This window comes from Hyphomicrobium sp. (assembly GCF_020852195.1).
GTDB lineage: Bacteria > Pseudomonadota > Alphaproteobacteria > Rhizobiales > Hyphomicrobiaceae > Hyphomicrobium_C.
The window spans coordinates 1-21335 of the sequence record NZ_JADZBI010000125.1 but is presented as its reverse complement, the minus strand read 5'-3'; the positions used below and the strand labels follow the sequence as shown (position 1 = coordinate 21335).

General features: G+C 65.1%; 20 protein-coding genes. 9 read left to right on the top strand and 11 right to left on the bottom strand.

The window, feature by feature from the left end:
• Both IT540_RS10015 and IT540_RS10010 read right to left on the bottom strand, forming a co-directional pair.
• Positions 1–949, bottom strand: a 949-nt coding sequence (locus IT540_RS10015; protein WP_291176644.1) for an aliphatic sulfonate ABC transporter substrate-binding protein, incomplete at its 3' end; no start/stop codon positions are given.
• 224 nt (positions 950–1173) lie between these two features.
• Positions 1174–2112: a CysB family HTH-type transcriptional regulator gene (locus IT540_RS10010; protein ID WP_291176641.1), complete on the bottom strand. Its 939-nt coding sequence runs from the start codon at positions 2110–2112 to the stop codon at positions 1174–1176.
• Positions 2113–2420: 308 nt separating this feature from the next.
• On the opposite strand from IT540_RS10010, the gene IT540_RS10005 reads away from it, so the two are divergent.
• Entirely contained in the window at positions 2421–3170 is a 750-nt protein-coding gene (locus IT540_RS10005; RefSeq protein WP_291176638.1) for a Crp/Fnr family transcriptional regulator, read from the top strand.
• A gap of 19 nt (positions 3171–3189) precedes the next feature.
• Here the strand turns inward: IT540_RS10005 and IT540_RS10000 are convergent, their stop codons facing one another.
• Complete coding sequence (locus IT540_RS10000; RefSeq protein ID WP_291176635.1) at positions 3190–3423, bottom strand: ferredoxin family protein; 234 nt, start codon at positions 3421–3423, stop codon at positions 3190–3192.
• Positions 3424–3443: 20 nt separating this feature from the next.
• Positions 3444–3755: a gamma-butyrobetaine hydroxylase-like domain-containing protein gene (locus IT540_RS09995; RefSeq protein WP_291176632.1), complete on the bottom strand. Its 312-nt coding sequence runs from the start codon at positions 3753–3755 to the stop codon at positions 3444–3446.
• 275 nt (positions 3756–4030) lie between these two features.
• Between IT540_RS09995 and IT540_RS09990 the strand changes: the two genes are divergently transcribed.
• Both IT540_RS09990 and IT540_RS09985 read left to right on the top strand, forming a co-directional pair.
• On the top strand, positions 4031–4966 hold the full coding sequence (locus tag IT540_RS09990) for a sulfurtransferase (RefSeq protein WP_291176629.1): 936 nt from the start codon (positions 4031–4033) through the stop codon (positions 4964–4966).
• A gap of 76 nt (positions 4967–5042) precedes the next feature.
• Positions 5043–6206 carry a YeeE/YedE family protein gene (locus IT540_RS09985; protein ID WP_291176626.1) on the top strand — a complete coding sequence of 388 codons (1164 nt, stop codon included), beginning with the start codon at positions 5043–5045 and terminating at the stop codon, positions 6204–6206.
• A gap of 608 nt (positions 6207–6814) precedes the next feature.
• Here the strand turns inward: IT540_RS09985 and IT540_RS09980 are convergent.
• The 6 genes from IT540_RS09980 to IT540_RS09955 form a co-directional block, all read right to left on the bottom strand.
• Complete coding sequence (locus IT540_RS09980; RefSeq protein ID WP_291176622.1) at positions 6815–8086, bottom strand: porin; 1272 nt, start codon at positions 8084–8086, stop codon at positions 6815–6817.
• 560 nt (positions 8087–8646) lie between these two features.
• Positions 8647–9165, bottom strand: a complete 519-nt coding sequence (locus IT540_RS09975; RefSeq protein ID WP_291176619.1) for a flavin reductase family protein — start codon at positions 9163–9165, stop codon at positions 8647–8649.
• Between the two features lie 20 nt (positions 9166–9185).
• Positions 9186–10019, bottom strand: a complete 834-nt coding sequence (locus IT540_RS09970) for an ATP-binding cassette domain-containing protein (protein WP_291176616.1) — start codon at positions 10017–10019, stop codon at positions 9186–9188.
• Positions 10020–10035: 16 nt separating this feature from the next.
• Positions 10036–10818: an aliphatic sulfonate ABC transporter permease SsuC gene (ssuC, locus tag IT540_RS09965; protein ID WP_291176613.1), complete on the bottom strand. Its 783-nt coding sequence runs from the start codon at positions 10816–10818 to the stop codon at positions 10036–10038.
• The gene (ssuD, locus tag IT540_RS09960) at positions 10815–11993 is read right to left on the bottom strand and encodes an FMNH2-dependent alkanesulfonate monooxygenase (RefSeq protein ID WP_291176610.1); all 1179 of its coding nucleotides are present in this window, start codon (positions 11991–11993) and stop codon (positions 10815–10817) included. Before ssuD ends, ssuC begins: the two co-directional genes overlap by 4 nt.
• On the bottom strand, positions 11990–12940 hold the full coding sequence (locus IT540_RS09955; protein WP_291176608.1) for a sulfonate ABC transporter substrate-binding protein: 951 nt from the start codon (positions 12938–12940) through the stop codon (positions 11990–11992). Before IT540_RS09955 ends, ssuD begins: the two co-directional genes overlap by 4 nt.
• A 494-nt stretch (positions 12941–13434) precedes the next feature.
• Here IT540_RS09955 and IT540_RS09950 point away from each other — a divergent pair, with 494 nt between their 5' ends.
• Both IT540_RS09950 and IT540_RS09945 read left to right on the top strand, forming a co-directional pair.
• Positions 13435–15207: a fumarate reductase/succinate dehydrogenase flavoprotein subunit gene (locus IT540_RS09950; RefSeq protein WP_291176605.1), complete on the top strand. Its 1773-nt coding sequence runs from the start codon at positions 13435–13437 to the stop codon at positions 15205–15207.
• On the top strand, positions 15207–16169 hold the full coding sequence (locus tag IT540_RS09945; RefSeq protein WP_291176602.1) for a HEAT repeat domain-containing protein: 963 nt from the start codon (positions 15207–15209) through the stop codon (positions 16167–16169). Before IT540_RS09950 ends, IT540_RS09945 begins: the two co-directional genes overlap by 1 nt.
• Positions 16170–16185: 16 nt before the next feature.
• Here IT540_RS09945 and IT540_RS09940 read toward each other — a convergent pair whose 3' ends face one another.
• The gene (locus IT540_RS09940; protein ID WP_291176599.1) at positions 16186–17022 is read right to left on the bottom strand and encodes a hypothetical protein; all 837 of its coding nucleotides are present in this window, start codon (positions 17020–17022) and stop codon (positions 16186–16188) included.
• A gap of 653 nt (positions 17023–17675) precedes the next feature.
• On the opposite strand from IT540_RS09940, the gene sbnA reads away from it, so the two are divergent.
• The 4 genes from sbnA to IT540_RS09920 all read left to right on the top strand — a co-directional run.
• Entirely contained in the window at positions 17676–18644 is a 969-nt protein-coding gene (gene sbnA, locus IT540_RS09935; RefSeq protein WP_291176596.1) for a 2,3-diaminopropionate biosynthesis protein SbnA, read from the top strand.
• 11 nt (positions 18645–18655) lie between these two features.
• Positions 18656–19672, top strand: coding sequence for a 2,3-diaminopropionate biosynthesis protein SbnB (sbnB, locus tag IT540_RS09930; RefSeq protein ID WP_291176593.1), 1017 nt, complete (start codon positions 18656–18658; stop codon positions 19670–19672).
• 4 nt (positions 19673–19676) lie between these two features.
• Positions 19677–20813 (top strand): amidinotransferase, encoded by a 1137-nt coding sequence (locus tag IT540_RS09925; RefSeq protein ID WP_291176590.1) that lies wholly within the window; start codon positions 19677–19679, stop codon positions 20811–20813.
• A 40-nt stretch (positions 20814–20853) separates the two neighbouring features.
• On the top strand, positions 20854–21335 hold a 482-nt coding region (locus IT540_RS09920), incomplete at its 3' end, for an AMP-binding protein (RefSeq protein WP_291176587.1).

The following is a 21335-nucleotide window of genomic DNA, read 5'->3' as shown; positions in this document are numbered from 1 at the left end:
GCGACCAGATCTCCGCCTCCGTGGCCTTGATCTCCTTCGGCAGCACCTTCTCGGCGAAGAACACGTCGGCGATGCGCTGCTGCTCGGTCAGATCCTCGGGCTTCACGACGCGGACCTGATAGCTGCGGCGCTCGTTGGCCTTCTCGACGATATCCGTCTCGAGACCCCAAGCCGGACCCAGGATCTTGGCGGCCTCGGCGGGGTTCGCCTTCACCCACTTGCCGGTCTCCTGCAGCAGCGCGAAGTAGGCTTCGATCAGCTTCGGCTCGCTCGTGGCGAAGGGCGTGGACGCCAGGTAGTAGCGCTGGTAGCTCGCGATACCGCCCGATCCGTCGGACAGGATGCGGGCGTCGGCCTGCTTCTGCGCGGCGGCAACGAAGGGATCCCAGACCACCCAGGCATCCACGGCGCGCTTTTCGAAGGCCGCGCGGCCGTCGGCCGGCGTCAGGTAGGCGGGCTCGATGTCGCTGAACTTGAGGCCCTCCTTGCTCAAGGCGGAGATGAGGAGGAAGTGCACGCCCGCAGCCTTGGTGAATGCGATCTTCTTGCCCTTGAGGTCGGCGACACTCTTGAGCGGCGAATCGGGGGGAACGAGGATCGCCTGTGCGGTCGGGGACGGTGCTTCCTGCGCGACATAGGTGAGCTTGGCGCCCGCGGCCTGGGCGAAGATCGGCACCGTGTCTGCGACGTCGGCCGAAAGCTCGATGGCGCCGACGTTCAGAGCCTCGAGCAGCGGCAGGCCGCTCGTGAACTCCTTCCAGGTCACCTTGTAGCCGAGCGTGGCGAAGCGTTTCTCGAGCTCACCGTTGGTTCTCAGAATCGTCGCCAGGGACGACGATTTCTGGAGGCCGATGCGCACGGTCTTCTCATCGGCTTGCCCGGGCGCAGCCGTCATCAGCGCAAGGCCGAGCACGGCGGAAAGAGATAGGAGACGGTTCAGATATCGCATCATGCTGTCCTTCATGCTCTTTCGGGTCGTTCGAGCGCGATCAGCTTTGATAGATCGCGCTCAAACCTTTTGATGAGACCGATGATTCACGCTTCGGACTGATAGGGTCCGAAGCGATCATGGTCTAGGACCCACGAGGCCAGTATGGAGAGCGGGATGCGCAGGGTTCCAATACGAAGAAACGCTAAGCAAATAACCAAGACATCGAAGCGTGCGGACCAGCGTCAGTCGTCGTCGCCATCGGCGGACGCGTCGGCCTCGCGCACGACCTTCTCGGTCAGCGCCGGCGAGCAGAGCTCGATGAAGCGGTAGACGAAGCCCCGATGCAGCCGACCCCGCCGCAAGGCGATGCTGGTCGTACTCTGCCCAAAGGCGTCGCGGCAGTCGATCTGACGCAACTCCGGCTCGCGCTTGGCGTCGAACGCCATGGGCGCGATGATGCCGATGCCCAGCCCGAGCGCGACATAGGCCTTGATCACGTCGGCATCGAGCGCCGTCATCGTGATCGCCGGACTGAGGTTCTGCGCATCGAACGCCTCGTCGATGCGCGGGCGGCCGGTGACGCCGGTGTCGTAGGTGATGATCGGATAGTCCGCGATCTCCTCGAGGGTGACGTTCTCCTTGCCCTCCAAGGGATGGCCGGCGGGCGCGATGACGATGTGCTGCCAGGAGTAGAACGGGAACGAGACGAGGTTGCGCGCGTCGCCGAACGCATCGGTGGCGATGGCGAGGTCCGCCGATCCGGACAGCAGCAGCCGTCCGATGTCGCGCGGGCTCTCCTGGTGCAGCACCAGCCGCACGCCCGGGTACTGGGCCTTGAACTTCACGATGACCTCGGGCAGCGCGTAGCGCGCCTGGGTGTGCGTGGTCGCGATCTCGAGCAATCCGCGGTTGGCGCCTGCGAACTGGGTGGCCGCCTGCTTGATGTTGTCCGCCTCGAGGAGCACGCGATCGGCGATGCGGACCACCTCCTCGCCGAGCTCGGTCAGCCCCAGCAGACGCTTGCCGCGCCTGTGAAAGATCGCGACGCCGAGCTCCTCCTCGAGATCCCGGATCTGCTTGCTGAGCCCCGATTGCGAGGCATAGATGGCGTTTGCAGCCTCTGTAACGTTGAATTTCGCGCGAACCGTTTCACGGATAATCCGAAGCTGCTGGAGGTTCATCGACGTGCCTTGACTGCGTGGTGAGATCGCAAACGTTGAGCGTGATTTGCCATAACGACAACCAACAAGAAGTTCTTTGCTTATGAGGTATTTCGCTGGCGCTCGTAACATCTGCCGTTGCGTCGTTCCGACCTCGTCGCAGTGAGCCAAAGTGTCGCTCCCGGTGCTGTCCCGAGGCCTCGACGGCGGGAGCACGCGCACGAGCTTCCACAGAGAGCATTCTGATCAAATGCAAAGAAGATATTCTTCTTAGGGTTTCGCTCTGCCGCAGCCTCTAATGAAGCACGCACGCAACAGCAGAGGGCCTCATGCAGCACAGCTCGGTTGCACCCACACCAAGCCCCGAGGGGCATGCGCTGTTCCTCATCGACGAGCACGACGTGCCCGATGAGAACTCACCGCTCATGGAGACGCTTCCCGCGAGCGTGCGGCAGATCATCAGGCGGAACTCCACGACCCTTCGGCTCAGCGCGCGAACGCGGGTCTTCGAGCAAGGGCGGCCGCATGCCGGCATCTTCGTGATCGAAAAGGGCACTGTACGGACGTTCTACGCCGCCCCCACCGGCAAGGAGATCACGCTCGCCTACTGGACGGAGGGGCATTTCGTCGGCGGCCCCGAGCTGTTCGGGCGCGGGACTCACGTATGGTCGGCGGAGGCCGCGAGCGCGTGCGTGCTGTCCTGGATTCCAGGCCATGTCCTGCGCGGACTTGCGCTGCAGAGTCCTGCGCTAGCCATGGGGCTGATCGATGCGCTCATCGTGAAGGGTCGCTGCTACTCCTCGCTGGCGCAGATCCTCGGCACGAAGCCGGCGCGGGAGCGCCTGGCAGAGCTCCTGCTCGCGCTCGCCGAGCGCAGCACGTCCACGGGACCGGGGCAGGAGCGCGAGGTGCCCCGGCACGTGACCCACGAGCAGCTCGCCGCCATCATCGGATCGACGCGCCAGTGGGTGACGGCGACGCTCGCCCGATTCGAGCGCGATGGCCTGGTGTCGGTGCGGCCGGAGGCGATCGTCATCCACAATGCGCGCGCGCTGCGCGACGCCTACGCCTCGAGCTGAGCGCGCCGCCTGTGCGCCCCTATTTCAGCAGGTAGGGAATGTTCACGGTGACCGCGCCCGTCGGGCAGTCGGTCTGGCACGGCATGCAGTACCAGCACTCGTCGTAGGCCATGTACGCCTTGCCGGTCAGCTCGTTCAGCCGCAGGACGTCGAGCGGGCACACGTCGATGCAGACGGTGCATCCCTTGTCGGCGATGCACTTCTGCTCGTCGACCTCAACGGGAACGACGGTGTAGGTCGTCGCAAGCGGCATTCCTTCTCCTCTTCGTCGCGTCAATCGTTCAGGAAATCCTCGAGCTGAGGCCGCTCGGCGAGCGCTGCCAGATAGCTCCACGGGTAGATGCCGCGGTCGTGCCCGTCCGAGAACGCGATGTTCACGCCGTAGGTGCCGATCACACGCACGGACGAGATGACGAGAGGGTCGGGCGGCCACCTGTGCTGTCCACGCGCGCGGCGCACGCGTCCCTGCGCCGACGGGCATTCAGCCCAGAGCAACGCCGCGCCCAGTACGCTGCGCCGCCCATCGCTTGCGACGACGACGAGCGCATGCCCGTCCCCGGCAATCTCGACGTCGACAACACGCATGGGCAGAAGCTCTTCCGTTCACGTCCGACGCGTGAAGACTCGCACCGAGAGCGGTGCCGCAAAAGCAATTAGTTGCTGCGCGGCCGGACGCTGTCCGGACGGATATTTCCCGATGTAAGTCAGGGCTTTGCAATAGAACATCCGGTGCAATCAAAAGCCGTTCTTCTTATTTCCATTTTGATCAATGCGTCCCTACTGTCGCCGCGCTGCGGACCTCGGTTGTTCGGCCCTGAGGCTTTCGCTTGATGTGCCCCCAACTTAGGAGAACGTTGCCCATGTTCACTGGACGACTGATCACCGCTGCGGTTTCGCTCGCGGTTGCTACATTCTCAGCGACGGCTTTCGCCGCTCCCCACAAGGAGCCGCTCGTCACCTACGAGTGGGTCCAGAAGAACCTCGACAACCCCAAGGTCCGGATCATCGAGGTCAGTGTCGATCCCGGCGTCTACGAGCGCGGCCATATTCCCGGTGCCGTGAACGTTAGCTGGCATACGGACCTCGTCAACAAGGTCTCGCGCGACATCGCCGGGCGCGAGGATTTCGAGAAGCTCGTGCAGAAGGCCGGCATCGACAAGGACACGACCATCGTGCTCTACGGCGACAACAACAACTGGTTCGCCGCCTGGGGCGCCTGGCTGTTCCACGTGCACGGGCTCGGCGAGCAGGTGCGCCTGCTGGACGGCGGCCGCAAGATCTGGGAGCTGAAGCAGCTTCCGCTCTCGACCAAGACCGAGGAAGTCAAGGCTACAGATTTCAAGCTGCCGGAGGGCAAGCCTGAGCTTCGTGCACGTCTTGCCGACGTTGTCGCCTTCGCCGAGGGCAAGTCGGACATCCACGTGATCGATATCCGCTCGGCCGACGAATATAACGGCAAGATCTTCGCGCCCGAGGGCTCGAAGGAGCTCTCGGTCCGCGCCGGCCACGTTCCGGGCGCCGTCAACGTGACCTGGAGCAAGGCCGTCAACACCGAGGACGGCACCTTCAAGTCTGCTGAAGATCTCAAGAAGCTGTACGCGGAGGTGGGCGTCGACGGTTCGAAGCCGATCATCACCTACTGCCGCATCGGCGAGCGCTCGAGCCACACCTGGTACCTGCTGACGCAGATCCTCGGCTACGACGTCAAGAACTACGACGGCTCGTGGACCGAGTACGGCAACTCGGTCGGCGTGCCAGTCGCCAACAACGCCGGAACCGTCTGGCTCGGCAAGTAAGGCCCAGTCTTCTACAAACAAGCACCAGCGGCACACACGTGCCGCTGGTGCATTTTCTTTTGTGTGGAGCCCTCGCATGCCCCGATCGATCGGGATTCCCCTCGCGCTCGCCATCCTTGCCGGGCTCGCAATCACCGCGCTGACGCTCGACGGCGGCAAAATCGGAAAATCGCTCGTGCTGGGTGCCCTGTTCGGCATCGTGTTGCAGAGATCGCGCTTCTGCTTCCTGTGCCATACGCGCGATTTCCTCACCCAGGGCGACGCGCGGGGCGTGGCGGCCATTCTGCTCGCGCTCGCCGTCGGCACGCTCGGCTATCACGTGATCCTGACGGCATGGCTTCCCGACCCCGCAAGCGGGCGGCTGCCGCCCGACGCGCATGTCGGCCCCGCCGGTCCCGTGCTCGTCATCGCCGCGTTCGCGTTCGGGATCGGCATGGCGGTCTCGGGCTCGTGCATCTCCGGCCATCTCTACCGGCTCGGCGAAGGCTCGCCCACGGCCCCGTTCGCGCTCATCGGAACGCTTGCCGGCTTCGGCCTCGGCTTCCTCACCTGGAACACGCTCTACATCTGGTCGATCGCCACGGCGCCCGTAGTGTGGCTGCCAGCGCATCTCGGATACGCCGGATGGCTGGCTCTGCAGCTCGCGGCGCTGGCGGGGCTTGCCGCCCTACTCGCCTATCTCGCCAAGGCGCCTCCGGAACAGGAGCAGGCGGCGCCGGTGGAGCCGACGCCGTTGCGCCATGCCCTGCGCCGGATCCTGGTTGATCGCTGGCCGGCGACCGTCGGTGGCGCGGCGGTCGGCGTACTCGCGGCTGTCGCCTATTTCCAGGTGCAGCCACTCGGCGTCACGGCCGCACTCGGAAGCACCTCGCGCACGCTGCTCGCGCAAGGCGGCCTGCTTCCCGAGACGCTGCATGGGCTCGACGGCTTCGCGGGCTGCCGCACGGCGCTCGTCTCCGGGCTTTCCCCCAACGGCGCGTTCGTCATCGGACTGGTGCTCGCGAGCTTTGCCGCCGCGCTTCTCGCAGGACAGTTCACGCCCTCGAGGCCGACGCTCGACCAAGCCGTGCGCGGTATCGCCGGCGGGGTTCTGCTGGGCTGGGGCGCCATGACGGCAATCGGATGCACCGTCGGTACGCTGCTTTCCGGCACCATCGCCGGGGCGGCCTCCGGCTGGATCTTTCTCTTCGCCAGTTTTGCCGGCGTGCTCGCGACGTTGCGGCTGCTGCCTGGCCGGTAGGGCCGGGCGGGGCACCGACCGGCCTAGCGGAGACCAACTTGGCGATCGCCGCGACGGGCTTCCCAATAAAGAAACGCCGGGCAGTGGGTTGGGTGTCACCGCCGGCGTTCTTTATGACCGCCGGGGCCCCGGCAGTGCATTCCTGAATCTCGTCGAGGCCATCAGGGGCCTCGCAATCGATTCATAACAGCGCCCTAGTCGCCGCAAAAATAATCATTTGTCCAATGCAATGCTTTCTATACGCGATTTGTAAATTCCGGAATTATAGATACGGTGGCTCCTTCAGGTTTGTTGTCTGACGTTTTCGCTGCGATCCGACGCGCGACTGACCGCCCACCAATCATCCGTTATATCGGCCGGCACAGCATCATATGTGCCCGAACCTTTATGGTTTCGACGTGATTTGTGATTTGCATATTTCTGATTTGCGCATTCAAGCGCACACTTGCCGGGGCCGACAAGAAAGAAACCGCGCCCTTTGGGGAGCGCGGTTTCCTTTCATCACTGATCTTCGGGAGAAGGTCTCAGGTCAGACTTTGACGTTGGCGCCCTGCCTTCACAATTGGTTGGCCGGAGTAGTCCAACAGGAGATCGTTACCAGCCTCGGCTCAGAAGCTGATCTTGGCGCCGGCGAAGACGGTCTGGAACTCGTCGACACCAGAGACGCCACCCGGAGAAGCTGCCGTGAAGAGGTCAGCCTCGTAGTTGCGATAGCTGACGTACAGGTCGAGAGCGGCCGCGTCGATCGACTGAACCGCGGACAGGCCCCATACCGTCACGTCGGAACCAAGGACGGCGCCGCCGCCAGGACCCGAGATCGAGCCGCTGATGGCGCGGCCGAAGTCACCCTCGTAGTACTCGCCGTACAGCGTCGTCGCGCCGAGCGGCACCCACTTGCGCTGGATACCGGCCTGGATGTGCCAGTTCTCGTATTCCTCGCCGTTGAAGCGCTCGGCCTCACCGTAAGCGAACGTCGCGAACAGGCCGGTGGCTACGTGCAGAGCGCTGACCGACAGGCCGAGCTCATCACCCTGGCCGCCGAAGCCGGCAGTATGGCCGAGCGAACGCGAGGTGTCCGAGTACTCGCCGTAACCGATGCCGCCCGCCAGCTTGAAGCCGCCGAACTCGCCTGCATAGCGCAGCGCGAGGCTCCAGAGGTCGTCCTCACCCCAGGCCGCGGACGCCGTGAAGCCAGCAAACACGGGCGTATCGTAACGCACGATATTGAAGCGGTCGCCTTCACCAGGCCCCACCGGAGACAAGTTGCCCCAGGTCAGGTTGCCCGCAATCGACCCGTTGCGGCGGATCGCAAAGCCGGAGTTCGGCGTGAAGATCTGGATCGGCTTCGACACCGTGATCGTCTTCGCCAGCGTCAACTCGGTGATGCCGTCGTTCGGCGCAGAGGTCTGGCCGACCGTCAGCTTGCCGAAGGTTGCGCTCTCCAGGTACCAGGCGCTGTGACGAAGAGAAATGCTGTTCTGAGCACTCGTGTCATCATTGTTGGCGCTGAACTGTCCCTGGCGCTCGCCCCATACGCCGAACTCGATCAGGTAGCCGGCCGACCAGTCAGCGTTGATCTTCGCCTTGCCGAGGAAGCGGAAGCGGGTCTGATCGCTCTCGTTCGTTCCCTGGTAAACGTTGCTCTCGCCGCCATCATCCCACCACTGGATCTGCTCGTTCACATAACCAGAGATCGTCAGTGAGACCTTGCGGTTGCCCTTGCGGGCCGTCGTTGCCTCGAGTTCCGCGATGCGTTCCTCAAGATCCGCGAACCCGCCGCCACCCAGATCCGCGGCGGAAGCGGACGTCGCGCCTCCGAATGCCAAACCCGCGATGACCCCCAGCGCAAGTCCGGCTCTCTTGTTAGTGCCCCCGATCATATCTACCTCCACGAATTCTAACGTTCGGTCGGCCGGCGGAACCTGAGTCGCCTCGGCAGCGCTCACGTCCAAGCCTGGAAAGCGTGCGGTGTCTGCGGCTTTTCCCTGCCGTTTCCGGCCCCGATCACGTGCAATGAAACGCAAGCGTGTTTGGAGGAGAAATGAAAATACCTGCACTTAATAGAAAGCCATCTCGTTCTATGCTTATTGCGAAATGCGATATTCAAAACAAAAGCGATAATTGTAATTTCTAAATTTCAAAAATCACGGTTTAGGCGCAGGTGCGCACTGTAAATTCCGAGATGCTGCCCGATGATCGAATATCGTGCACGCAAACCCGAGTTTTCGTTCTACGCAAATCGCCAATCGTTCTTTATGCGGCAGACCGGTGCGCGATCGGGTGTGCGGACGTCGGCGTATGTGACACGCGTTTGGCAGTCCGCTGTTGCACGTAAGCGACAAGAATCCGGGGCCAAATCGTTGTTTGGACGCCCCAAAGCTCCTCGCATCGCGCTGCTTCGGTCAGCGCGTCGCGATTCAGGTCTCCCGACGGAGCCGGTCTAGAGACGGAGGATTCCGTACGTGCCGCGCCAGTACGCGAGCGCCTCGGGCTCGGCGGCTTCGACCCGTACCTCGGCCGCCACGACGCGGCCGATCACGACGGCGCTGCCGAAACGCTCCACGAGCTCCTCGACCTCGCAATCGAGGACGGCGAGCGCATCGCGCAGCACGGGCGTGCCGGTCACCAGCCTGGACCAGCGGACGCCTTCGTAGCGCGCCGCGCCCTTGGCGCCGCCCCGTCCGCTGAACCGTTCCGCCACGCCGATCTGGGCCGGCGAAAGCACGTTGACGGCGAACGTCCGGCGGCGGACGAGCACCGGCCAGCTCGACGAGGAGCGATTGATGCAGAAAACCAGGGACGGCGGATCGGCGGACAGCGAGGAGACGGATGTGACGGTCAGCCCGGTGCGGTCGTCGTCCTGGCCGACGGTTATGGCGCTGATTCCGCCGGCGAGCTGGCGCATGGCACTTCGGAACGCGGCCGCGTCCACCCCGGCACGTGAAGCCGGCCTGTCCATCGTCCGCTCCGTCATTGCGCTCACGCGTCCTCGCCGGCCTCGGCGTCCTTGAAGAGCGCGTCGAGGATGCGTCCCTCGAGTGCCGCGATCTCCGCCGATCCCCGCCGCCTCGGCCGCGGGATGTCCACCCGGAGGTCCAGGGTGATGACGCCATCCTCGATCAGGAGGACTCGGTCGCCGAGCATCACGGCCTCGGCCACGTCGTGCGTCACCATGAGCGCGGTGAAGCCCTGCTCACGCCAGACCCGCTCCAGCAGGTTCTGCATGGAGATGCGGGTCAGCGCGTCGAGCGCGCCAAGGGGCTCGTCGAAGGCCAGCACGCGGGGATGCGAGACGAGGGCGCGCGCGAGCGCGACACGCTGGCGCTGGCCGCCTGAGAGCACCGAAGGCCAGTCGTTGCGACGGTCCGCCAAGCCGACGTGGTTCAACGTGGCGAGCGCACGCTCGCGGGCGTCGGGCTCGCTCCTCGCGCGGCCGAGGCCGACCTCGACGTTCGACAGCACGCGCGCCCACGGCAGCAGCCGCGGCTCCTGGAACATCACCCGCACAGCGCCCTTGCCGTGCCCCTCCTCCTGCGCGGCGCCGAACCAGAACTCGCCGCCGGTCGGCCGATCGAGGCCCACGAGCAGGCGCAGCAGCGTGCTCTTGCCGCAACCGCTCTTGCCGACGATGGAGACGAACTGGCCGGCCGGGATGAAGAGGTCCAAACCCTTGAGCACCTGGTTTCGGCCGAATGATTTCCGCAAATTGCGCACCGTCACGCTCAGCCCGGCCGAGTCATCCGGCGCGGCATTCCGGGCCTCGCTCCAGTATTCGGGGGCGGATCGTCCAAGCGAGAGGGCGCCGGCGGTCATGGGGGCCTCGTTCGGATCACTTCGACTGGAAGGCGGGATGCCAGGACAGGCACAGCCGCTCGAGGAGCCGGGCCGTGCTGTCGGCGAGCTTGCCGAGCAGGGCGTAGATCAGGATGCTCAAGACGACGACGTCGACGAGCAGGAACTCGCGCGCCTGCATGGCCATGTAGCCGATGCCCGAGGTGGCGGCGATGGTCTCGGCGACGATCAGGGTCAGCCACATGAAGCCGAGCGCGTAGCGCAGGCCGACGAAGATCGACGGCAGGGCGCCGGGCAGGATCACGCGCCAGAAGAGCTCGAAGCGCGTCATACCGTAGGTGCGGCCCATCTCAATGAGCTGCGGGTCCACGGTGCGGATGCCGTGCAGCGTGTTGATGTAGATCGGGAAGAAGACGCCGAGCACGACCAGTAAGACCTTCGCCGCCTCGTCGATGCCGAACCACAGGATGACGAGCGGGATCAGCGCGAGGTGCGGGACGTTGCGGATCATCTGCAGCAGCGTATCTGTCGTACGCTCGAACTTCTTTGACAAGCCGTTGGTGAGGCCCAGGACGAAGCCGAACGTGCCGCCGATGGCAAGGCCGACCGCCGCCCTCAGCGCGGAGACGCCCATGTTCACCCACAGCTCGCCGGTGACGGCGAGCTTCCAACCCGCGGCGACGACCGCGGACGGCGCCGGCAGCACGCGACCGGAGATCAGGCCGGCCTGCGAGGCGATCTCCCACACGACCACGAGGCCGATCGGCAGCGCCCATGGAACGAAACCCTGTGCGCGGTCCGCCAGCCGTGCCCGGCTCATGACTGGGACGCCTGCTTCTGGAGATCGGGGCGGAAATCGTTGGCGATCGTCTCGCCGAACGGCCCGGTGTTGACGCTGCCGGCGTGTGCCTGCGTCGCATGCGCGAGCGGGAGGAGCGGAAATACCAGCTCGGCAAAGCGGTAGGCTTCCTCGAGATGCGGGTAGCCGGACAAGATGAAGGTGTCGATGCCGATGTCGATGTATTCCTTGATCCTGGCCGCGACCGTCTCGGGGTCGCCGACCAGCGCGGTGCCGGCACCGCCACGCACCAGACCGACGCCGGCCCAAAGGTTTGGGCTGATCTCGAGCTTGTCGCGGCGCCCGCCGTGCAGCGCGACCATGCGCTTTTGGCCCACGGAATCCATGCGGGAGAAGATCTTCTGCGCCGCCTCGATGGTCTCGTCGGTGACGTAGGAGATCAGCTTGTCGGCCGCCCTCCACGCCTCCTCGCTCGTCTCGCGGACGATGACGTGCAGGCGGATGCCGAAGCTCAGCTTGCGCCCCTTGGCCTCAGCCGCGGCGCGGACATGGGCGACCTTTTTTGCCACATCGGCCGGGGGCTCGCCCCAGGTCAGGTACTTGTCGACGGTGCTCGCTGCGACCTCGATGCCGGCCGGGGAGGAGCCGCCGAAATAGAGCGGCGGGCCGCCCGGCTGTACCGGCGGGAAGATGACGCGAGCATCCTCGACCGTGATGTGCTTCCCCGCATAGTCGACGGCCTCGCCGGCCAACAGGCGCTTGAAGATGTCGAGGAACTCCTGCGTCACCTCGTAGCGTTCGTTGTGGCCGAGAAACAGGCCGTCGCCCTTGTTCTCGACCGGATCGCCGCCGGTCACGACGTTGATCAGCAGGCGCCCGTTGGTGATCCGGTCCAGCGTCGCGGCCATTCTCGCCGCGACGGCGACCGATGTCAGGCCCGGCCGCGCGGCGACTAGGTATCTCAGGCGCTCGGTGAACGGCGCCACCGCCGATGCGACGACCCACGAATCCTCGCAGCTTCGTCCGGTCGGCAGCAGCACGCCGTAGTAGCCCAGGGCGTCGGCGGCCTGGGCCACCTGCCTCAGGTAATGGAAGTCGGCCGCGCGTGCGCCGATGGACGTGCCGAGGTAGCGGCCTTCGCCGTGCGTCGGCAGGAACCACAGGATATTGGCTTTTCCGGCGGCCACCTCGCTCATGAGCCGGCCCTCCAGACGGCGTCCTTCACGACAATGGCCTTGGGCAGAAGACCCAGGGAATGGAAGACATCGGCGATCTTCTGCTGCTCGGCGGTGACGGTCTCGTCGAGCGGCTTCAAGCCATAAGATTGGCGGCTCAGCGCCTTTTCGAGAACGGCAGCCGGAATGCCGATGGGAGGCGCGAGCTCCTCGGCCGCAGCCTTCGGGTCCGCCTTGACCCACTGGTTCACCTTCTCCAGCTCGGCAAGCAGGACCTCGATCGCCTTGCCGTTGCCGGCCGCGTAGTTCCTGCCCGCAAGATAGAACTGATGGTTCGACACGAGGTCCGTTCCGGCGGCGAGTATCCTAGCCTCGATGCCGACTTCCGCGGAGGCCTGGAACGGGTCCCAGATCACCCATGCATCGACCTGGCCGCTCTGGAACGCCGCCCGGGCGTCGGACGGCGCCAGGAAGGCCAGCTCGACGTCGGAATAGGCGATGCCCGCTTTTTCAAGCGCCGTGACGAGCAGATAGTGGACATTCGAGCCCTTGTTGAGGGCGATCTTCTTTCCCTTCAGCTCGGCGACGGACTTGAGCGGGCTGTCCTTCGGCACGAGGATCGCCTCGCCTCGCGGCGCGGGCGGCTCGTGGGCGACGTAAACGAACTCAGCGGCGGCGGCCTGAGCGAAGATGGGCGGCGCTTCGCCTGCATGCCCGAAGTCGATCGCGCCGGCATTCAACGCCTCGAGCAACGGCGGGCCTGACGGAAACTCGGACCACACAGGCTTGTAGCCAATCTCGGCCAGCCTGCCTTCCAGCGTGCCCTTGTTCTTGAGCAGAATGACGTTTCCGTACTTCTGGTAGCCGATGCGGATGACTTTATCCTCCGCATGTGCCGACGCTGCCGTCACGCCGAGCGCGAATACGCCGAGCGCGAGCGCGCCAAGTCCTCTCCGGGTGATGGTCATCGAAGTATCCTTCCTGCAGATCTGATTGCCGGTTTGTCAGGCGGGGCGGCACGGTCCCCCGCACATGATCCGTGAGCAGATCGCCGCGGCATGCGGCTTCCGCTCACGCGCATCTACATCGGATGGTGCGATGGCATGGCCAGTGATGCTCGCTCATGGTCTTTCACCCCGCCGCATGTGCCGAGCCCATGGCGGTGGCAAGGGTAGGAGGATGGCGGCCGACGCCCGTTTGCGTCCAACAACAATTTCCGCGTTACATATTCCGAATCCTGGGGAGCCTTGCGCGGGGCGCCATGCATCGGCACTAGGCAACTTGTTGCTTACGTCCCTCTCGATCCGCTCTCTATATAGAGTCGCGTCGCCCTCGCGCGGCGCCGTACGCGACGGCGCATCTCCATCCGGATCGGGAATATGGTCAGAACAATTTCTTCGTTAGTCCGTCACCGGCACGCCTCTAGCCTCGCCGGCAAAGCAAAAAAGACGGAGAGCCGCTGGTGACGCTCGATCAGCTCGTGGACGGTACGTCGGAAGTCGCTTGCGATGTGCTCGTGCTCGGCGGCGGAACCGCCGGCCCCATGGCCGCGCTCAAGGCCAAGCTGCGCAATCCGAACGCCAAGGTGATCCTGCTCGAGAAGGCCAACGTGAAGCGCTCGGGCGCCATCGCGATGGGCATGGACGGCCTCAACAACGCGGTCATCCCCGGCCACGCGACGCCCGAGCAGTACGTGCGGGAGATCACGATCGCCAACGACGGCGTCGTCGACCAGAAGCCCGTGCTCAAGTACGCCGAGCATTGCTATGGAATCATCGAGGAGCTGGACCGCTACGGGATCCGGTTCCAGAAGACCGAGAACGGCGACTTCGCCGTCAAGAAGGTCCATCATCTCGGAACCTATGTGCTGCCGATGCCGAACGGCGACACGGTCAAGAAGGCGCTCTATCGGCAGCTCAAGCGCGCCCAGCTCCTGATCTCGAACCGGTTCATGGCGACGCGCCTGCTCACGGGTGCGGACGGCCGCATCGCCGGCGCCATCGCCGTCAACACGCGGAGCGGCGCGTTCCTGATCATCCGCGCCAAGGCCGTCATCCTGTGCATGGGCGCGGCGGGCCGCCTCGGGCTCCCGGCCTCCGGCTATCTGTTCGGCACCTACGAGAACGCCACCAACTCGGGCGACGGCTATGCGATGGCCTATCATGCAGGGGCCAAGCTCGCGAACCTCGAGTGCTTTCAGATCAACCCGCTGATCAAGGACTACAACGGGCCGGCCTGCGCCTACGTGGCCGGGCCGTTCGGCGCCTACACGGCGAACAGCGAGGGGACGCGCTTCATCAACTGCGACTACTGGTCGGGGCAGATGATGCTCGAGTTCTACACCGAGCTGCAATCGGGCAAGGGGCCGGTGTTCCTCAAGCTCAACCACCTACACGACAGCACGGTCTCCGAGATCGAGAGCATCCTGCACAAGGTCGAGCGGCCCTCGCGCGGCACGTTCCACGCCCAGCGCGGCACGGACTACCGCTCCGACATGATCGAGATGCACATCTCCGAGATCGGCTTCTGCTCCGGGCACAGCGCTTCCGGCGTGTTTGTCGACGAGTTCGCGCGCACGACCGTCGAGGGCCTCTATGCGGCCGGCGATATGGCCAGCGTGCCGCACAGCTACATGCTCGGCGCGTTCACTAACGGCTCCATCGCGGGCGAGCACGCCGTCGACTATGCGGCGGGCGTCGCGCATGCGGAGTTCGATGTGGAGGACGTCATGCGCGAGCGCGAGCGTGTGCTGGCGCCGACGCGGCGCGAGCGCGGCATCCCGCCGAACCAGATCGAGTACAAGACGCGCCGGCTCGTCAACGACTACCTGCAGCCGCCGAAAGTGCCGCGCAAGTATCAGCTCGCCCAGGACCGCTTCGCGGAGGTGCGCGAGGATCTCGAGCAGGGCATGATCGCGCGCAACGCACACGAGCTTCTGCGCGCGCTCGAAACTGCCTCCATTCTCGATTGCGCGGACATGGCCGCAGCTGCGTCGCTGTTCCGCACCGAGAGCCGCTGGGGGCTCTACCACCTCCGCACTGATTATTCGGAGCGAAACGACGCCGACTGGCTCTGCCATTCGCTGCTCGGCAAGGTCGACGGGCGGATGACCGTCGAGAAACGCGCCGTCGCTCCCTATGTCGTGCCGATCGCGGAGGAGGAGAAGGACCTCTACTATCGGCAGCGCATGCGGCCCGCCAGCGAAGGGGCTGCTCAGCTCAGGACCGCCCCCTGATGTCGGGGCTGTTCGAAGATTTCGTCGATCTCGACGCGCTGGCCGACGAGATCGCCTCGGACGATCCGCAGCGGCGCAGGGTTGCGGTGCTGGCGCTCGCCGACAGCGGCGAGGCGGAGGCCGTGTGGCTGCTCGGCCGGCTGGTCGGGGATCCTGACGCCGGCGTGCGCCGGCAGGTCGCGCTCGGGCTCGGCACTTTCGACGGGCCAGCGAGCGCGGGCTTTCTCGTGACGCTGCTCAGCGATGCCGACAGCGCGGTGGCCGCTACGGCTGCCGAGAGCCTTGCGGAGATCAAGGATGCAGCCGCCGCCCCGCACCTGATCGAGGCGCTTTCCGACACGTCGGGCTTCATCCGAGCGGCGGTGCTGCGCAGCCTCAAGGAGTTGCGCGCGCCGCACGCCCTGGGTCCGGCGCTCGATGCGCTGCGCGACAACGAGGCCGAGGTGCGAATCCAAGCCGTCGGCGTGATCGGATACCTGAAGCGCGAGGACACGGTGCCGGCGCTGCGGGCAGTGGCGGACGACGGCGATCCGCTCGTACGGCGGGCGGCGGTCAGCGCGCTCGGGTTCTCCCACACCGCAGGGGCCGCGGAAACGCTCGCACGCGCGCTCGACGATGACGACTGGCGCGTTCGCGAGAGCGCGGCGGAGGCTCTGGGGCTCAGCAGGGCCCCGCACATCGACGCCGGGCCGCTGATCGGCACGCTCGACGACGACTATTGGCAGGTGCGGCTCAAGGCCGTGCGCAGCCTCGGCCAGCTCGAGGCGGCGGAGGCGGCGTTGCGCATCGCCGAAAGCCTGCAGCACCCGGAAGCGAACCTGCGCAAGGAGGCCGCCGCGGCGCTCGGCCAGATCGCGCATCCGGCGACGCGGCCGCATCTCGAGGCGGCCGCCGCCGACCCCGATGCCGACGTGCGCAAGAACGTGCGATGGGCGTTGTCGCGTCCTGACCGGCATCTCTAGGATACGGCGTGCGCGATCACGCAACCGCCTGGCGCTCGACCGCCTTGCGACGCAGCAACGTGTCCGCGGACGGACTGCTCGACAGTCCGAGCAGCCACCCGAGGCCGAGCATGACGTTCGGCAGGATATAACCCGCGTTGAAATTGCCGGACAGCCATGCGCCAGCCAGGCCGGTGACGGCGAACATGAGCAACGCAGCGGCCGTCGCGCCGACCGATGGGCGGCGCAGCGATCCCATGTCGATCACAAGCCCGCCCGCCAATCCGGACAGCCCGACGCTCAAGCCGCTTGCCGCGCTCGCCGTGACGGCCTCTCCCGTCACGGGTACGCCTGCCCAAGCGAGCACCGCGATGGTCGCCGCCGTGTTGGCGGCAAATCCCGCGAGCGCACCGAGCACTCCGGAGAGCGGCAGCGCCGCCCGGGCGCCGATGATCCATCCCAAGGTGATGCTGCCGACGACGAAAACCGAGACCAGGATCGTGGCCACGACGGTATCCGGGTGGGATTGGGCGTAGTCGCCGAGAACGTTCGCGGCCCAAATGAAGAGAACGGCGCTTCCGACGGCCAGCGCCCATAGTCCCCGGCCCGTCGGCGCATCCGAGGCGGCCTGAGCCGCAGGAAGCCTCAGCACGTTCCGAATTCCATCCGAGAACGGGTCCAGGAAATGCCGCGACGCGAGGTACATCAAGGGCGCTGCGACCGCGAGCGCGATCAGGCCGGACGGGTCGCTCAAGCCAGCCACGATGGCGGTGAGCAGCAGATCGCCGAACGCTGCGCCCAGGGCCGCCGCAAGTACGACGGCAATCACCGCTGCCAGCGGCTTCGGTTCGCCCGGGTGCAAGTCATCGGTCATTGCAAATGCGGCTAAACAGACTGCGGAAGACGCCCGCTCCAAGGTCAATCGCTTGAGAGCTCAACCAGCGCTTGTCTAGCACAGGCGGATGAAGCGGACAATTCGCGGGGCGCCTCGCACAAGCGTGGCCGATGGCGTCATGGGCAGCCCGGCAGCCACATTGTCAACGTCACGACATCGAACAGCGGGTTCCGCTATGACGCCTCGACGGCCTGCCTCGGCACGTCGCGCGTCATCGCGCTGCGGTTTCCTCGTTCCCCTACGTAATGCTGGGCAGTGAATGTTGCCTCGACAAGCATCTCGCGCAGCAATACTCCGCGGCGCGCTTGAGACGGCAGAACCATTCCCTATATTTTTGAGTTCAACCCTCGTCGGCGAACTGCAGCGTCGACGACAATCAGCCACCTCGAGAAGTGGCAATGGAGGAACGACGCGTCCGCCAAGCTTCACCCCGCAACGCAACAAAGCAAAAAATGGACATCTCCGATGACGTCTCTCGGTGCGAACGGCAGCGATTGCCGCGGTGCGGGATAACAAAGAGATGAGGGATGCAGCGGCAGAACCCGTCTATGGCCTTGCTGCACTGTGTGCGATGCTCTCGCCGTGCAGGGCGAAGCCGCTCCAGACGTCCGTGGTCCGAAGGATGCTGAGCTATGATTGTCGAGTCACCACTAGAGATAATATTTCGTGACCTGTTCTATCGTTTGCGCGCCTTCGCCGGAGGCCACGACGTCTTCCTGAAGCTCGAGGGGTTCAACGTATCCGGCTCGATCAAGGTGAAGACCGCGATCGGCCTCATCGAGGACTTGGAGCAGCGCGGCATCGCGAGGCCGCATGAAACCGTCATCGTCGAATCCTCGTCGGGCAACCTTGGCGTGGCCCTGAGCCTGGTGTGCGCCATCAAGGGCTACAAGTTCATCTGCGTCACGGATTCCAACGCCACGCGGGCGAACATCAGGGGCATGGAGCTCTACGGGGCACAGGTCCTGATCGTCGATGACCGCGATCCCGACGGGGGATTTCTGGCCAACAGGTTCAAGACCATCAACGACATCCTGCAGAGAGAGCCCAACGCGGTGTGGCTCAACCAGTACGACAACGTCGCCAACAAGAACGTCCATGCCGAGCAGACCGCGAAGGAGATCGCGGGCGCGTTCGACAAGATCGACTGGATCTTCGTGGGGGCCGGCACCACCGGCACGCTCGCCGGAATCTCGGAGCAACTGCGCCGGGATTTCCCGAAGATCAAGGTTGTAGCGGTCGAGCCCGAGGGCTCGGTCACGTTCGGCGGCAAGCCCGGGAAGCGCAACATCCCGGGCATTGGAACGAGCCTGAGGCCGAAGCTTGCGGATCTCGCCAATCCGGACAGGGTTGTCGCCATCGACGAGGCGACGACGGTCGAAGCCTGCCTCTCCTTCGTCCGCAACTATCATCTGCTTGTCGGCGGGAGCACCGGCACCGTGCTGGCCGCCATCAAGAAGCTGGCTCCGGAGTTCAGCCCCGGCGACACGATCGTCGCCATCTCCGCGGACCTCGGCGACAAGTATCTCGATACGGTCTATGACCCGAGCTGGGTGGAGAACGCCATTGCGCCCAAGAGCAAGGTGCTGGAGCAAGCTTAGGGGAGCAACGCGTGGCAACGGCTCCGACATTCCACGTCGTTCCGGGTTCGGCAGTCAGGCAGGCGATCGAAGGCAATCGAAGCGGCGTTTTCGAGGCCGTAGAGGAGGCCTACCGTCTTCACGCTGCCGGGGCCTCCGTGAACCCGGACAGCTACTTCCTGAGGTTCCCCGACAAGCCGAGCGCGCGCATCATCGCTCTGCCGGCGCATCTCGGCGGCAGCGTTCAAAAGAGCGGCCTCAAGTGGATCTCAAGCTTTCCGGAGAACCGGACCGGCAACCTCGCGCGGGCGTCGGCGGTGCAGATCCTCAACGATGCAGCGACGGGTTATCCCATCGCGTGCATCGAGGCTTCGCTGATCAGCGCCACGCGCACCGCCGCCTCCGCCGCACTGGCAGCCGAGCGCCTCTCGCCCAAGCCTTTCGAAGGCGATCTCTGCATCGTCGGTACGGGCGTGATCGCGCGCACGACGGTCGAGTGGCTTCTTTTTCGCAACTGGAAGCTTCACAGCATCCGGCTCCATGACGTGGACCGCAGAGAGGCGGAGCGGTTCCAGACCTGGCTGCGCAACGAAAATGGCCTCTCGGCGGAATTTCATGACAGCCTGGAAGGCGCCCTTCGCGGCGCCTCCCTGATCATCTTCACCACCACGGCGCTCGAACCCTACCTCCACGATGAAGCTCTGCTCGCGCACGCGCCCACAGTGCTGCACCTCTCCCTGCGCGACCTTTCCGTCAACGTGGTGCTGGCGGCCCAGAATATCGTCGACGACGTCAATCACTGCCTGAAGGCCAACACATCACTGCATCTCGCGGAGCAGGCGACGGGCAGCAGGGATTTCGTCCACGGGACGCTGGTGGATGTCCTCGACAAGACGGTCGAGCCGCACGCAGGCAAAGCGCGCATCTTCTCGCCGTTCGGCCTCGGCGTGCTCGACCTCGCGGTGAGCAACCTCGTGCTTCAGGCGGCCATTTCGTCCGGCGCGGCTCTAGCGCTGCCCGACTTCTTCAGCAACTCGGTTCGATGGTGAGGCAATGATGCAGCGTCGTGATCAGTTTTTTTCGACCGAGACCTTGAGCAGGGCCGAGACCTTCACATCGAAGGCGGCCGGCGTGCCGAAGTCACGCGTCTGGAGCTGCAACGAATGGGACCCGCTGGAGGAGGTGATCGTCGGCAATGTGCTGAACGCGCGCTATCCGACGCCGGACCTCAGCACGCAAGTGGCGGAATTTCCGGACCGGCCTTTGTCTGAGATCCCGCGCGGCCCGTTCCCGCAACGCGTCATCGAGGAGACGGAGGAGGACCTCAACGGGTTCGCGGAGATCCTGGAGAAGGCCGGCGTGACAGTCAAACGTCCGGATACCTGGCCGCACGACGCCACGTTCTCCACCATCAACTGGAACTCCCAGGGCTACTATAACTATTGCCCGCGCGACATCATGATGGTGATCGGCGACCAGATCATCGAGACGCCCAACGTGATCCGCAGCCGCGCGCAGGAGACGTTCAGCTATCGCTCGCTGCTGATGGAGTACATGAGATCGGGCGCGCGCTGGTACAGCGCTCCCAAGCCGATGCTGCTCGACTCCCTGTTCGAAGGCGTCGATCTCGACAAGCCCACGCCGCACAACCACGAGCCGGCTTTCGATGCGGCGAACGTGCTGCGGTTCGGCCGCGACCTGATCTATCTGGTCAGTGCCACGGGCAACGAGCTCGGAGGGCACTGGCTGCAGGCGTGCCTCGGCGACACCTACCGGGTCCACTTTCTCAAGGACGTCTACTTCGGCAGCCATATCGACTCGACGATCGTGGCGCTCAGGCCTGGCCTCGTGCTCTGCAATCCGGGGCGGCTCAACGACGAGACGCTGCCCGCGATCCTCAAGCAATGGGAAGTCATCTATAGTCCGCCCATGGAGAACACGGATCGGCACGACGCCGCGTATCTCTCCAACAGCATCGGCAGCGACTGGATCGACATGAACGCGTTCAGCATCAATCCGAACCTAGTTGTTGTCGATCGCAATCAGCCGTCACTGATCAAGCTGCTCGAGAAACACGGCCTCGACGTCATCCCGCTCAAGCTGCGGCACTCCAAGCTCCTGGGCGGCGGCCCCCACTGCATCACGCTCGACGTTCGCCGCAAGGGGACGCTCGAGCGGTACTTCGATTGAGAGCTTCCTCACAAAGCTCCCCAACAGGTGAGGACAGGCTTTGGCACTCGCGGCAATCCTCCTTGGGTGCTTCCTCGTCCTGGCGGTTCTGGCCTGGAGGCAATATCTCTGGGCAAGCCAGGCGCCGCGCGAGGAGGACACCTGCCCCTACAGCCTGACGGACGTGTTCGGCGCCGACCACTTGGTGAAGGTGCCGCATCAGACGGGGGTCCGCTGGCTCACGGAGGTCTTCAGCCGCTCGGCCGCGCGCTATCCCGACCTTCCCGCCTTGCAGATCCCCCACACCGGCGAGGAGCTGACGTTCGCGGAGCTCGACGCACACGCGGAACGGATCGCTGCCGCCGTTGCTCCGTTCCTGAACGGGCCGGACCAGGTCGTCGCCGTGGCCATGGCGCAGGACAACTGGCACATCGTGGCCTCGCATCTCGGCGTGCTCAGGGCCGGCGGCACGCTGGTGGTGCTCGATACCACGCTACCCGAGACGCTGCTGAAACACATGCTGGACGATGCCCTGCCGGTCGT

What these genes read in the sequence shown, in the direction of transcription:
- IT540_RS09925 (WP_291176590.1), top strand. Translation starts at nt 19,677, where the DNA reads ATGATGCAGCGTCGTGATCAGTTTTTTTCGACCGAGACCTTGAGCAGG.
- IT540_RS09970 (WP_291176616.1), bottom strand. Translation starts at nt 10,019, where the DNA reads ATGACCGCCGGCGCCCTCTCGCTTGGACGATCCGCCCCCGAATACTGG.
- IT540_RS09990 (WP_291176629.1), top strand. Translation starts at nt 4,031, where the DNA reads ATGTTCACTGGACGACTGATCACCGCTGCGGTTTCGCTCGCGGTTGCT.
- IT540_RS09980 (WP_291176622.1), bottom strand. Translation starts at nt 8,086, where the DNA reads ATGATCGGGGGCACTAACAAGAGAGCCGGACTTGCGCTGGGGGTCATC.
- ssuD (WP_291176610.1), bottom strand. Translation starts at nt 11,993, where the DNA reads ATGAGCGAGGTGGCCGCCGGAAAAGCCAATATCCTGTGGTTCCTGCCG.
- IT540_RS09975 (WP_291176619.1), bottom strand. Translation starts at nt 9,165, where the DNA reads ATGGACAGGCCGGCTTCACGTGCCGGGGTGGACGCGGCCGCGTTCCGA.
- IT540_RS09955 (WP_291176608.1), bottom strand. Translation starts at nt 12,940, where the DNA reads ATGACCATCACCCGGAGAGGACTTGGCGCGCTCGCGCTCGGCGTATTC.
- IT540_RS09985 (WP_291176626.1), top strand. Translation starts at nt 5,043, where the DNA reads ATGCCCCGATCGATCGGGATTCCCCTCGCGCTCGCCATCCTTGCCGGG.
- sbnA (WP_291176596.1), top strand. Translation starts at nt 17,676, where the DNA reads ATGATTGTCGAGTCACCACTAGAGATAATATTTCGTGACCTGTTCTAT.
- IT540_RS10005 (WP_291176638.1), top strand. Translation starts at nt 2,421, where the DNA reads ATGCAGCACAGCTCGGTTGCACCCACACCAAGCCCCGAGGGGCATGCG.
- IT540_RS09995 (WP_291176632.1), bottom strand. Translation starts at nt 3,755, where the DNA reads ATGCGTGTTGTCGACGTCGAGATTGCCGGGGACGGGCATGCGCTCGTC.
- IT540_RS10010 (WP_291176641.1), bottom strand. Translation starts at nt 2,112, where the DNA reads ATGAACCTCCAGCAGCTTCGGATTATCCGTGAAACGGTTCGCGCGAAA.
- ssuC (WP_291176613.1), bottom strand. Translation starts at nt 10,818, where the DNA reads ATGAGCCGGGCACGGCTGGCGGACCGCGCACAGGGTTTCGTTCCATGG.
- IT540_RS09945 (WP_291176602.1), top strand. Translation starts at nt 15,207, where the DNA reads ATGTCGGGGCTGTTCGAAGATTTCGTCGATCTCGACGCGCTGGCCGAC.
- IT540_RS09940 (WP_291176599.1), bottom strand. Translation starts at nt 17,022, where the DNA reads ATGACCGATGACTTGCACCCGGGCGAACCGAAGCCGCTGGCAGCGGTG.
- IT540_RS10000 (WP_291176635.1), bottom strand. Translation starts at nt 3,423, where the DNA reads ATGCCGCTTGCGACGACCTACACCGTCGTTCCCGTTGAGGTCGACGAG.